At 73.4% G+C, this 11,680-nt stretch carries 11 protein-coding genes and 3 pseudogenes; 1 reads left to right on the plus strand and 13 read right to left on the minus strand.

Annotated elements, in window-relative coordinates; genetic code table 11:
- Position 1 precedes the first annotated feature (1 nt).
- Positions 2-583: pseudogene (locus UG55_RS32780) on the plus strand (acyl-CoA dehydrogenase family protein); the annotation flags it as partial.
- A 548-nt stretch (positions 584-1,131) separates the two neighbouring features.
- Here the strand turns inward: UG55_RS32780 and UG55_RS05545 are convergent.
- The 13 genes and pseudogenes from UG55_RS05545 to UG55_RS05595 all read right to left on the minus strand — a co-directional run bounded on the left by UG55_RS05545 (position 1,132) and on the right by UG55_RS05595 (position 11,641).
- Positions 1,132-2,346, minus strand: a complete 1,215-nt coding sequence (locus tag UG55_RS05545) for an acetyl-CoA C-acetyltransferase (protein ID WP_066064150.1) — start codon at positions 2,344-2,346, stop codon at positions 1,132-1,134.
- Between the two features lie 73 nt (positions 2,347-2,419).
- Positions 2,420-3,304: an enoyl-CoA hydratase/isomerase family protein gene (locus UG55_RS05550; protein ID WP_242423779.1), complete on the minus strand. Its 885-nt coding sequence runs from the start codon at positions 3,302-3,304 to the stop codon at positions 2,420-2,422.
- Entirely contained in the window at positions 3,301-4,119 is an 819-nt protein-coding gene (locus UG55_RS05555; RefSeq protein ID WP_066063739.1) for an enoyl-CoA hydratase/isomerase family protein, read from the minus strand. The genes UG55_RS05550 and UG55_RS05555 overlap by 4 nt, the downstream gene beginning before the upstream one ends.
- A 3-nt stretch (positions 4,120-4,122) precedes the next feature.
- Positions 4,123-5,571, minus strand: coding sequence for an acyl-CoA dehydrogenase family protein (locus UG55_RS05560; RefSeq protein WP_242423780.1), 1,449 nt, complete (start codon positions 5,569-5,571; stop codon positions 4,123-4,125).
- A gap of 63 nt (positions 5,572-5,634) precedes the next feature.
- Positions 5,635-6,417, minus strand: a complete 783-nt coding sequence (locus tag UG55_RS05565; RefSeq protein ID WP_313954579.1) for an enoyl-CoA hydratase-related protein — start codon at positions 6,415-6,417, stop codon at positions 5,635-5,637.
- 49 nt (positions 6,418-6,466) lie between these two features.
- Positions 6,467-7,699, minus strand: a complete 1,233-nt coding sequence (locus UG55_RS05570) for a MaoC family dehydratase N-terminal domain-containing protein (RefSeq protein ID WP_066064156.1) — start codon at positions 7,697-7,699, stop codon at positions 6,467-6,469.
- Positions 7,700-8,006: 307 nt separating this feature from the next.
- On the minus strand, positions 8,007-8,474 hold a 468-nt coding region (locus UG55_RS05575; protein WP_242423781.1), incomplete at its 5' end, for a TetR/AcrR family transcriptional regulator.
- A 1-nt stretch (position 8,475) separates the two neighbouring features.
- Positions 8,476-8,526: pseudogene (locus tag UG55_RS45175) on the minus strand (hypothetical protein); the annotation flags it as partial.
- Position 8,527: 1 nt separating this feature from the next.
- A pseudogene (locus UG55_RS45180) lies at positions 8,528-8,777 on the minus strand (hypothetical protein); the annotation flags it as partial.
- A 67-nt stretch (positions 8,778-8,844) separates the two neighbouring features.
- Positions 8,845-10,236: an ABC transporter substrate-binding protein gene (locus tag UG55_RS05580; RefSeq protein WP_066063748.1), complete on the minus strand. Its 1,392-nt coding sequence runs from the start codon at positions 10,234-10,236 to the stop codon at positions 8,845-8,847.
- A 64-nt stretch (positions 10,237-10,300) separates the two neighbouring features.
- Positions 10,301-10,792 (minus strand): MaoC family dehydratase N-terminal domain-containing protein, encoded by a 492-nt coding sequence (locus UG55_RS05585; RefSeq protein ID WP_066063753.1) that lies wholly within the window; start codon positions 10,790-10,792, stop codon positions 10,301-10,303.
- A gap of 19 nt (positions 10,793-10,811) precedes the next feature.
- The gene (locus tag UG55_RS05590) at positions 10,812-11,216 is read right to left on the minus strand and encodes a Zn-ribbon domain-containing OB-fold protein (RefSeq protein WP_066063756.1); all 405 of its coding nucleotides are present in this window, start codon (positions 11,214-11,216) and stop codon (positions 10,812-10,814) included.
- Entirely contained in the window at positions 11,213-11,641 is a 429-nt protein-coding gene (locus tag UG55_RS05595) for a MaoC/PaaZ C-terminal domain-containing protein (protein ID WP_066063758.1), read from the minus strand. The genes UG55_RS05590 and UG55_RS05595 overlap by 4 nt, the downstream gene beginning before the upstream one ends.
- Positions 11,642-11,680: the final 39 nt, after the last annotated feature.

The raw sequence follows: 11,680 nt of genomic DNA on the forward strand, positions 1-11,680 counted from the left end.
NGGGACGGCCGGCGGGATGGAGCCGGCCGGGCTGCGCCGCACCCCGCTGGCGACCCTCGACCAGACCCGTGAGCAGGCCCGGATCGACCTCGACGCGGTCGAGGCACGGCTCATCGGCGAGGATGGCGCCGGCTGGGCGCCGATCGAGCGGACCTACCAGCGGATTCTCGTCGCGCTCGCCGCCGAGCAGGCCGGCGGCGCCGCCCGGGTGCTGGACATGGCGGTCGACCACGCCCGTTCCCGCCTGCAGTTCGGCCGCCCGATCGGCTCCTTCCAGGCGATCAAGCACAAGTGCGCGGACGTCCTGATCGAGGTCGAGTCGGCCCGCTCCGCCGCCTGGGCCGCCGCCGAGGCGGCCGCGACGGACGACCCGGAGCTACCGCTGCTGGCCAGCCTCGCGGTCGCCTACTGCACGGAGGCCCACCTGCACGCCGCGGCGGAGAACATCCAGATCCACGGCGGGATCGGGTTCACCTGGGAGCACCCGGCGCACCTCTACTTCAAGCGCGCGGGCAGCGCTCGGTTGATGTTCGGCGACCCGGCGTACCACCGCGAGCGGGTGGCGCGGCTCATCCCCGGCTGACCCCGGTCGCGGGTCGCGGGTGACCTCCAGGCGCCGGCGCGTCATGGAACTCACCCCGGTGATCTGACGATGACGGTCAGCATTCCGGGCGCGGGCGAGGGTGACGCGTTCGCACAACTAGAGGGCTTTGCGTGTCCTGCCCGGATGCCTCTTGACAACGACCACGCCGGATGGGCCGCAAGCCACTGGGGCCGGCGGACACAAGGTGCCCTTCAGTCACCGTCGGCGAACACCCGCGGACCCGCGGCGGGAGGCGGGCGACGGCTGCCGAGGGGCTTGTACGCGCTCTGAAAACCCTGGTAGCGGGCATCGGGGCTCGACGCCACGAGTGCCGCGGCCCGGTCGCCGCGCCCCGGTCACGCAGCCGCCGGCGACCGCGTCGCCCGGCGGGACCACCAACCGCGGAGCGGTGAACGAGCAGGAGCCCGCGGCGCGCGCCGGCCAGCCGCCCCGCCGGCCGCATGGCCCGCCCAACCGGCGGCATATCCCACGTGATCAGACAGCCCTGTCACCACAGCCCCGGTCAGCCCGACGGCCCCGACCGCCCACTAAACGTCGACGCGCTCGAAGATCGCCGCGATTCCCTGCCCGCCGCCGATGCACAGCGTCTCCAGACCGTAGCGGGCGTCCCGGCGGTGCATCTCCCGCAGCAGGGTCGCGAGGATCCGGCCGCCGGTCGCCGCGACCGGGTGCCCGAGCGAGATACCGGAACCGTTCACGTTGAGACGGTCCCAGTCGGCGCCGCTGAAGCCCCATTCGCGGGTGCAGGCCAGGACCTGCGCCGCGAACGCCTCGTTCAGCTCGATCAGATCGATGTCGGAGAGCTTCAGACCGGCCCGCTCCAGCGCGCGGGCCGTGGCCGGCACCGGTCCGATCCCCATCCGCCCCGGCTCGACCCCGGCGGCGGCCCAGCTCACCAGACGCGCCAGCGGGCGCAGCCCCAACCGCTCGGCGGCTTCCGGGTGCGTGACCACACACGCCGAGGCGCCGTCGTTCTGCCCGCTGGAGTTCCCCGCGGTGACCGTCGACTCCGGGTCCGTACGGCCCATGATGGCCCGCAGCGCGGCGAGTGACTCCAGGGTGGTGTCGGCACGCGGGTGCTCGTCGACGGCCACCAGCTCCGCTCCGCCGCGCTTCGGCACCGACACCGGGATGATCTCGTCGGTGAACCGGCCCGCGGCCTGGGCGGCCACCGCCTTCTGGTGGGAACGCAGGGCGAACTCGTCCTGCTCGGCCCGCGGGATGCCGTACTCGCGGCGCAGGTTCTCCGCCGTCTCGATCATGCCGCCCGGCACCGGGTGGTTCTCCCCACCGGCGGTGACCCGCCCGCGGGCCAGCGCGTCGTGCAGGGTGACGTCACCGCCCTTCGCCCCCCAGCGCAGCCCGGTGGAGTAGAAGGCGGCGTTGCTCATGCTCTCCGCGCCACCGGCGACCACCAGGTCCGACACCCCGGTCTGCACCTGCATGGCGGCGAGCGCCACCGCCTGCACACCCGACCCGCACCGGCGGTCGAGCTGCAGACCCGGGACGCTGACGTCGAGGCCGGCGTCCAGCGCGACGACCCGGCCCAGCGCCGGGGCGTCCATCGTCGGGTAGCAGGACCCGAACACCACGTCGTCGATGTCCGCCGACGTCAGGCCGGTCCGTTCGATCAGCCCGCGCAGCACGGCCGCGCCGAGCGCGTGCGCGCTCAACGGCCGCAACGCACCCCCGAAACGACCGACCGCGGTACGGACCGGCTCACAGATCACCGCTTCACGCATCACACACACCATCCGATCGTCCAGGCGCCCGCCCGCCGCGCCACGCGCCGCCACTCGTCCGCCGCTGTCCGCTTCATTCACCCACGGGCAACGCCTGCGGCGCGACCACACCTGTGGACGACGCCGGCGGCCGCGGCGGCTCGGGCGGCTCCGGCTTCAGCTCAGCCCACCGGGGCTCGCGTTTCTCGACGAACGCCCGCGGCCCTTCCTGCTGGTCCGGATGTCCCCATACCGAGACCAGCTCGTCGGCGCCGTTGCGGCAGGCGTCGCTCAGGCCGCTTTCCAGCGCCCCCCACAGCGCCCGCTTCGTCGCCGCCATCGCGGCGGGCGAGTTGCGGGCGATCGTCTCGGCGAGTTCCTGCGCCCGCTCCCGCAGCCGCTCCGGCGGGTCCACGAGCTCGCTGACCATGCCGAGGTCGTAGGCGCGCTGCGCGGGCATGCGCTCGTGCCGCCCGACCAGGGCCATCCGCATCACCGGCTCGAACGGCATCTTGCGCAGCAGGGCGATCACCTCGAAGGCGACCACCTGGCCGGCCGACACGTGCGGGTCGAAGAACTGCGCGTCGGACGCGGCGATGACGATGTCCGCGTCGGCGACGAAATGGAAGCCGCCGCCCGCGCACAGGCCGTTCACCGCCGCGATCACCGGCTTGCGGACCTTCCGGTGCCAGGCGGTGAAGTGCAGGTCCATCGCCTCGACGGAGGCGCGGTAGCGCTCCATGCCCAGCCCGTCGGTGGCGAGCTCGGTCATGTCCACCCCGGTCTGGAAAGCCCGCCCCTCCCCGGTGTGGACGATGACCTTCACCTCCGGGTCGGCGTCGAGCTCCGTCCAGGCGGTGGCGAACTCGTCCCGCATCAGGCTGCTCATGGCGTTGAGCTGGCGCGGGCGGTTGTTGATCAGCCAGCCGACCGGCCCGCGCCGCTCGACGATCAGGGTTTCGTAGAACGAATAGCTCACCGGTCCGCCTCTCTCCCGGGTGCGCCGGAATCGACCCACCGCGGCTCACGTCGCTGCGCGAAGGCCTCGGGGCCTTCCACCTGGTCGGGATGACCCCACATGCCCATCAGCTCGGCGGCGCCCGTCCGGCAGGCCTCGGACAGGCCGGCCTCCAGCGCCCCCCACAGCGCCCGCTTCGTCGCCGCCATCGCGGCGGGCGAGTTGCGGGCGATCGTCTCCGCGAGTTCCTGCGCCCGCTCCCGCAGCCGCTCCGGCGGGTCCACGAGCTCGCTGACCATGCCCAGCTGGTAGGCCCGGGCGGCGCTGATCCGCTCGTGCCGCCCGGTGAGCGCCATCCGCGCGACCGTCTCCGCGGCCATCCGGCGGCTCAGCGCGATCCCCTCGAACGCCGTCGCCTGGCCGACCGACACGTGCGGGTCGGTGAACTCCGCGTCGGCGGCCGCGATGACGAGGTCGGCGTCCGCGACGAAGTGCAGGCCGCCACCGGCGCACAGGCCGTTCACCGCCGCGATCACCGGCTTGGCGACCTTCGTGTGCCAGGCCGTGATCCGCAGCTCGGCCCGCCTCGTCTGCCGGGAGTGCGCCCGCAGCGCCGCCGGGTCGCGGCCGAGCTGGACGACGTCGAGGCCGGTCTGGAACCGGCGCCCCGCCCCGGTGTTGACGATGACCCGGACGGCGGGATCCGCGTCCAGCTCCGCCCAGGCCGACGGCAGGGCGCTGAGCATGGCGGCGTCCATGGCGTTGCCGACCTCGGGGCGGTCGAACACCAGCCAGCCGACCGGCCCGTGCCGTTCGAGGAGCAGCCCCTGGGCCATCCGTCAGCTCCGCGGGATGTCGCGCCAGGGCGTGCCCCGGTACGCGTCGGGCTCACGGGGCAGGCCGAGCACCCGCTCGGCGAGGATGTTCTTGTTCACCTCGGTGGTTCCTCCCTCGATGGTGTTCGCGCGGCTGCGGAGCATGCCCCGCACCTCGTGGACGAGCGACTCGGCGTACCGGGCGGCGGCCTCGTCGGTCCCCTCGGGTGCCGGCTGGCCGGCCTGAACGGCCGGGCTCTCCCAGGCCGCCCCCGCCGGGCCCAGCAGGTCGACGGCGAGTGCCTGCATGCGCTGGTTGAGGGTGCCCTGGTGGACCTTGCCGATGGAGCTCTCCGGGCCGGGCGGCAGGCCGGCCCGCAGCCGGCGCCGGACCCGCTCGTTGGTCCAGCCGCGGATCCGCTCCTCGCTGTAGAGCTTCACGATCTCCTGCCGGACGACCGGGTCGTCCCAGCCGCCGGGCAGCCCGTCCGCGCTGACCCGGCGGGCCAGCCTGAGCAGGTGGGCGATGCCCGAGCCGCCGATGCGGTCCACACCGCCGGAACCCGCGCCGGAGACCATCTGCCGCTCACCGGACAGCGTCGCCCCCGCCACCCGCCAGCCGTCGCCCACCGCGCCCACCCGCTGGCTGTCGGGGACGACCGCGTCGTCCAGGAAGACCTCGCAGAAGTCGACCTCGCCGGTGATGTGGCGCAGCGGGCGGACCTCCACCCCCGGCTGGCGCATGTCGATCAGGAAGTAGGTGATGCCGGCCCGCTTGGGCACATCCGGGTCGGTGCGGGCCAGCAGCACACCGAAGTCGGCGCGGAAACCCCAGGTCGTCCACACCTTCTGGCCGGTGACGATCCACGAGTCACCCTCGCGGACCGCCCTGGTCGCCAGCGAGGCGAGGTCGGAGCCGGCACCCGGCTCGGAGAACAGCTGACACCAGAACTCCTCGTTGCGCACGATCGGCGGCAGGAACCGCAGCCGCTGCTCCTGGGTGCCGTGCGCGAACAGCGCCGGTGCCGCGTTCGACAGGCCGAGCGGGTTCAGCCGGCCGAGGTTGAACGGACGCAGCTCCGCCTCGGCAACCCGGGCCAGGTCGGGGGGGAGGCCCAGCCCGCCGTAGGCCCGCTCCCAGGTGGGAGCCACCAGGCCGGACCGGCCGAAAACCGGGTACCAGCGCTCGTAGTCGTCCCGGGTGCGCACCTGCCGGATCGCCGCCGCGCCGCCGCGGGCGGCGGCCTCGCGCCACGCCGGCGGAACGTGCCTGGTCACCCAGTCCCGGACGGTGTCGCGGACCTGCTGCGCGCCGGGCTCCGGCGGCAGCCTCAGCCGGCCGTCCTCACCCACCGGATCGGCGCCCAGATCAGCGCCCACCAGGTCAGGGTCGTCCACTGACACCCGCGGCTCCTCCAGCATCTCGGGCTCCTCCACCGTGTCGGCCACCATGTCGGCCCTCTCCACACCCACACCCACACCCGCGCCGGACGCCGGTGACCGATCGCCGATCGCCGATCGCCGGGCGGCGGGCGGCTACCGGCCCTCGAACCGCGGGCGCCGCTTCTCCCGGAAGGCGGCGAGGCCCTCCCGGAAGTCCTCGCTGCGCGACGACAGCTCCAGCCCGAACCCCTCGTCCCGCAGCTGGCTCTCGAGATCCGCACTCGCGCCGGCATGCAGCAGCCACTTCGTCAGGCCGACCGCCACCGTCGCCGCGGCGGCTAGACCGTCGGTGATCTCCCGAACCGCCGCGTCCAGCTCGGCGGGCGGTACCGCCCGGTCGATCAGGCCCCACTCGGCGGCCCGCTCCCCGCCCACCCGGTCGCCGAGCAGCAGCATCCGCCGGGCGCGGACCTCCCCCACCCGGCGCGGCAGCATCCAGGTCAGACCGCTGTCCGGGGTGAAGCCACGGTCGGCGAAGGGCGCCCAGAACGTCGCGTCGGTCGTGGCCACCGTGACGTCGGCGGCGACCGCCAGCGCCAGCCCGATCCCGGCCGCCCAGCCGCGCACCGCGCACACCACCGGCGTCTGCACCGAAAGGACCACCGGGATCAGCCGGTGCGCCGCGGCCGGCAGCCGCCGCTGGATGCTGCCGGCCCGCGGCCGGCGACCGCCCGCCGAGGCCGCGTTGCGGGCGACGATGTCGGCGCCGCCGCAGAAGTGCTCCCCCTGGCCGGAGAGCACGATCACGCGGACGGCCTCGTCCTGGCCGGCCGCCTCGATGGTCTCGGTGAGCCCGCGCATCATCGCGTCGTCGATCGCGTTACGCCGGTCGGGGCGGTCCAGCCGCAGGTGCAGCACCCCGCCGTCGGCGCTCACCAGCAGGCCGNGGACGGCCGTCATTCCGCGAGCTTCATTCGGCGAAACCTCATTCGGCGAACCGTTCGATGATGGCGTCGAGAGTGCGGTCGAGGCCCTCGGTTCCGCCGGGCGCCTCGGGGAGCACCACCGGCCCGTGCTCGCGGCTCGGCAGCAGAATCGTCGCCGAGCCCGGGGTCGTCAGAGTGCCGCGCTGGTTGGTGGCGGTCAGGTCGACGTCCACCGCGGGGCGCCCGCCCTCGGCGAGATAGCGGCGGGCGACGGTGCCGCGTACCCGCTGGGTGTCGCCGACGTAGTTGAACGCGCGGAACTCGGCACGCAGCTTCCACAGCCAGGCGTCGTCACCCATCCAGTCGGTGCACAGGTGGATGAGCCAGGTCTCGCGCATCCGGCCGTAGTCGAAGGTGGTCGGGTTGCCGGAGCGGCGGGCGAACTCGGGGTCCCAGTGGACGCGCTGTAGCACGTCGGGGATGTTGAGCTCGTCGCGGTGGTAGAAGCCGGGGATGCGCCGCCGGTTGGCCGCGGCCAGCCGCAGCGGGACCACCCCGTAGAGGCCCATCCCCATGCCGACGTGCCAGCACACGATGTCGGTGACGGTGAGCGGCCCCTTGACCAGCGGGCCGAGCTCGTCGCCGACGGTGACGTCCTCCCAGTAGCGCGGGAGCGCGCCGCGGCGGGTCTCGGCGGCGTAGGCGGCCTCGATCTCGGCGATCTGGTCGTCGGTGTAGGGCGCCGGCTCGATTGCGGCGTACTTGCCGCGGCCGCGCGCTCTGGAGCGCTCCGTGCGGATCATCATCTTGTACTGGCCGGCCAGCGGCGTCCCCGCGGCGTCGGCGAAGACCTGGCCGGTCCACTCGTGGATGGCGCGACCGGCGAACTCGCTGCTCTTGTCGTGCACGCCGACGAGCGCGTTGCGGCGCCGTACCCGGGTGCCCGGTCGCAGCGGCGCCCACCACTCGCGCAGACTGGCGGAGTAGAAGGCGTGCACCCCGCGCAGCGGGTCGCCCTTCATCAGCTCACGCCGGTCGGCCGGGACCTCGGTGATCTCGTCCTCGCCGATCAGGGTGTCCCCGCCGACCAGCGGCGGGGGGGCGATCAGGCCCTGCCAGCGGGTCGCGGCGGCGTAGTCCTCGTCGCCGTAGAGCGGGTTGTCGTCGCCGTAGGCGGTCGCCACATGGCGGAACGCGTCCGCACCGGGCAGCCGGTAGTGCGGCGGACGGGGGTTGGGCTCGGGCACCCCGATCCGGGCCCGCAGCCGGGCGACCCCCTCGTCGGTGATCACGCCGCCGGGCCGCCGCGGCCGCCGCGTGCGGTCCGAACCGTCCGAACTCTCGGCGCCCCGGCCTTCGGGCGCTTCGGTCCGGGCTTCAGCCGAGACCGAAGCGGACGGGGACGGGGACGGGGACGGGGACGACTGCGACGCGGCGTCGGAACCGGAACCAGAACCGGAACCAGAACCGGAACCGGAACCGGTGCCGGTGCCGGTGCCGGTGCCCGTCACCATCTGCGTGACCTCGCACTCATGGATATTGTATATAACATGCCGCACGGCGGCGCGCCCTCCGCTCGCCCGAACACGTGGGGGCGGGTCAGTCCTCGGCCGCGGCCATTGACTCGATGACCGGCACGACCACCCGGGCCAGGTAGCCACGCAGCGCCGGCTCCGACGCCGTCCGGCTGCTGTCGAACATCAGCAGCGACAGCAGCCAGCGCACGATCGTCTCCACCACCTCGTCGAGGTGCGGCGCCAGGCGGGGGTCGTAGCCGACGATCGGGGCGATGATCGGCCGGGCGACCGCGAGCGCCTCCGCCGAAAGCGCGTCCGTCGCGTCCCAGGCCCCGCCCATCCCCATGATCGGCTGGAGGGCGGGCTCCGCCCGGAACTCGCGGCGGACCGCGACCAGCGCCTCGACCGCGAACTCGCCCGCCGTGCGGGCGCGGCGCCGGGCGGTGACCGTCACCCGCTCGGCGACCTGGGTGCCCACTCTCCCCAGGGCCGCCGAGACGAGCGCCTCACGGGTGTCGAAGTAGGCGTAGACGGTCGGGCGCGACACCCCNGCCATCACCGCAACCGCGCTGATCGACGTCCGTTCGATGCCGCGGCGGCGGNTGCACGCCACCGTCGCGTCGAGGATCTTCTCCCGGGCGGTGACGGAGCGGTCCGTCACCTGCGCCGCCCGGGTCGCCGGACCGGAGCCGTGCCCGGGACCTGAAGCGTGCCCGGAGCCGGGACCGGGAGCCCGACCGGACCAGGGGGCGCGCCGGGCTTTCGCATCGGTCTCGTGCGCGGGCTCCACCCGTCTCCTCCCAGGCCGACGGATGTCCAGCGGTGCGGGCTCGGGCCCGGCGGTGGCGGGCACACCGTGGGCCCCGGTGCCGCCGCGACCACGGTACCGATCCGATTCGGCGGTCAGCTTATCCTGCCCGTCAGCCGGTCCCGGCCGGCTGGCCGTCCTGCGGATCGGCGGGTTTCGGCTCGGGCGTGAGCAGCGGCGAGTGGGTGTTCGACGGCCACTGCGGCCGGTAGTAGCCGCGGAAGTGCAGCTTCCCGCCGCGCAGCTCACGGATCGTGAGGAAGTCACCTTTGTAACCCCGGTGGTCATAGGGCGCGAAGGTGATGTAGGCGCCCGGCCCGCCGTTCGTGCAGGGCATCCACTTGATCTTCTCCAGGCCGAGCCGGACCTCGCTCGGCACGGCGATCGACGCGTTGGCGATGCCGTGGATGCCGGCGCGCGCCGTGTCATAGCCCAGCGCCACGACGACGTTGCGGGTCACCCGCCCGAAGCGGGCCTCGAACCGCCTGGTCATGGCCTCGTAGTTCGGGTTCGCGCCGTCCTCGCCGAGCTGGTCGACGCCGTGCCAGCCCTCCAGCCCCTCCGCCCAGGCGTTGGAGTTCGAATAGAACATGAAGGCGGTGCCCATGAATCGCGGCGGGTCCCACTCCAGGGCCTTGAACGCGGCCGCGAAATGGAACGTGGAGTAGCCATAGCCCATGTAGACGATCGACTGGGCGCCCTGCGCCCGCATCGTCGCCAGGTGCTCCCGCAGGTTGCGCGGGTTCGGCCCCAGGCTCACCTCCTTCACGATCTCCACGCCGACATTCTGCGCGGCGATCCGGAAGTAGTCCGAGTAGTGGTCGCCGGACGACCCCTTCTCCCAGAAGAAGCCGACCTTGGTGTGGCCCTGCTGCGCGCACCAGTTGGCGCCCATGACCGCCTCGGTCGGGATGTCGCCGTTCGCCACCGTGAAGCAGTAGTCACCGGCGAACTTGACACTGCCCGTCCAGCCGATGCAGGCCACGCCGGTGGCGTTCACGACATCCTGCAGGTTCAGCGAGTTGTCGGAGATCATCGGGCCGAGCACGACCACGCAGCCGGCGTCGACCAGCTTCTGGTAGCCCTGCCTGACCTTGCGGTAGTTCTCCCGCGGCAGCCCGCGCGCGTCGACGGTGACGATCTCGACGGGGCGGTCGTAGACGCCCTCGTTCAGCGCGTCCTCGATCGCCAGGATCGTGGAGTCGATCCAGTCGGACAGTAACTGCCCGAGATCGATGTCGACCAGGACGCCGATCTTGACCGGCTCGAAGGGATCGCCCTGGGTCACCAGGCCCCGGGTCGGCGGGTAGACGACGATCGACTCGACCGCCTTCTCCCCCACCTGGCCGCCGCCCTCGTACCAGCGGCCCTGCGCGTCGTTGTAGGTGACGGCGTCCGTCCCCCGCTCGACGGTCGACACGGCGCGGTCGGCCCGGGCGATCCCGTGGTCCACCGGGGCCGGGAACATCCGCTCCGCGTACCGGACGGGCTTTTCCTCGCTCATCACGCGACTCCTCACTGCCGGGCCCGACGGGTCCCGGCCGAGCTCTCGAAAGGTCGAAACCGGCTCAGGCCCGGTGCAGCAGGGTCATCACCTCGGTCACGACGAGGTTCCCGGCCTCGTCCCGGAACTCCGAGCGCAGCCTGACGAAGGTCCGGGACCGGCCGTCCCGGCCGGTGGTCACCCGCACGTCGTCCACCGTGCCCGTGAGGGTCAGGACGGCGCCGACGAGCACCGGCGCATGGTAGGTGAACTCCTGCTCGGCGTGCAGGATCAGCCCGCCGCCCGCCCGCAGCGCGGAGATCACCTCGGTCACGTCGACGGCGTCCGCGGGCGGGGCCGGGCGCAGCTCGTCGTACGCGGCGAGCAGGCGGGCGGCGAAGGTGAAGGTGGGCGGCGCGGGAATGGCCGCGAACCCGGCGGCGGCCGCCGCGTCCGCGCGTTGGTGGACGGGCGAGGTGTCGGTGACCGCGGTGGCGAACGCGGCGACCTGCCCGCGCTCGACGACGACGGTCGCCGGCACCAACGGCCGGCCGGTCAGCTGGGTCGGATCGTTCATGTGAGATCTCCCGGAGAGGTCAGGCGGGCCGGAAGACCGGGATGAACACCTCGCCGACGTCGGTGAAGTCGACCTTGAGCCGCATACCGATGGTCAGCTCGTCCTCGGTGGTGCCGACGATGGTGGTCTCCAGCCGCGGGCCCTCGTCGAGGTCGACGATGGCGGCGAGGTAGGGCACCCGGTCCCGGAACGGCGGCAGGTCGTTGGCGCGGACCTCCGACCAGGTGTAAAGCGTCGCGGTACCGGCGGCCCGCTCCCAGTCGACGTCCTCGCTCCAGCAGGTGGGGCAGAACGGGCGCGGGTACAGGTGCGCCCGACCGCAGCCGCCGCACCGGCGGACCAGCAGTTCCCCCCGCCGCGCCGCCTCCCACCAGGGCGCGGTCTCCGCCTCGACGGTCGGCAGGTCGTACCGGGGGCCGCTCATGCCGACCGCCGTCGGGGCGCCGCGACCGCGGAGCCGGTCAGCACGGCGGTGCCGGCGTCGTTTAGCACCCGGCAGTCGAGCTCGACCAGGTGGGTCTCCTCGTCCTTGCCGCGCACCGTGATCTCGGTGGTCAGCACGTCGTCCGGCCAGGCCTGCTCGGTGAAGCGGACCCGGTAGCCGCGCAGGTTGCCGACCCCGACGAAGTCGGTGAGCGCCGTGGCCAGCAGGCCGGCGGTGAACATCCCGTGCGCGAACACCCCGCGCATGCCGGCGGCGCGCGCCCTGACCTCGTCATGGTGCAGCGGGTTGAAGTCATGTGACGCGCCCGCGTACCGCACCAGGTCGGTACGGGTGAGCCGGTGGCTGCGCGCCGGTGCCCGCGTTCCCTCCCCGAGATCCTCGAAGAAGACTCCGCCTTCGTCCATGCGCTCTCCTGACGACGCTGCCCCGACCCCGACCCCGAC

Origin of the sequence: Frankia sp. EI5c (genome assembly GCF_001636565.1) — a bacterium.
In the GTDB taxonomy this organism is placed as follows: Bacteria; Actinomycetota; Actinomycetes; order Frankiales; family Frankiaceae; genus Parafrankia.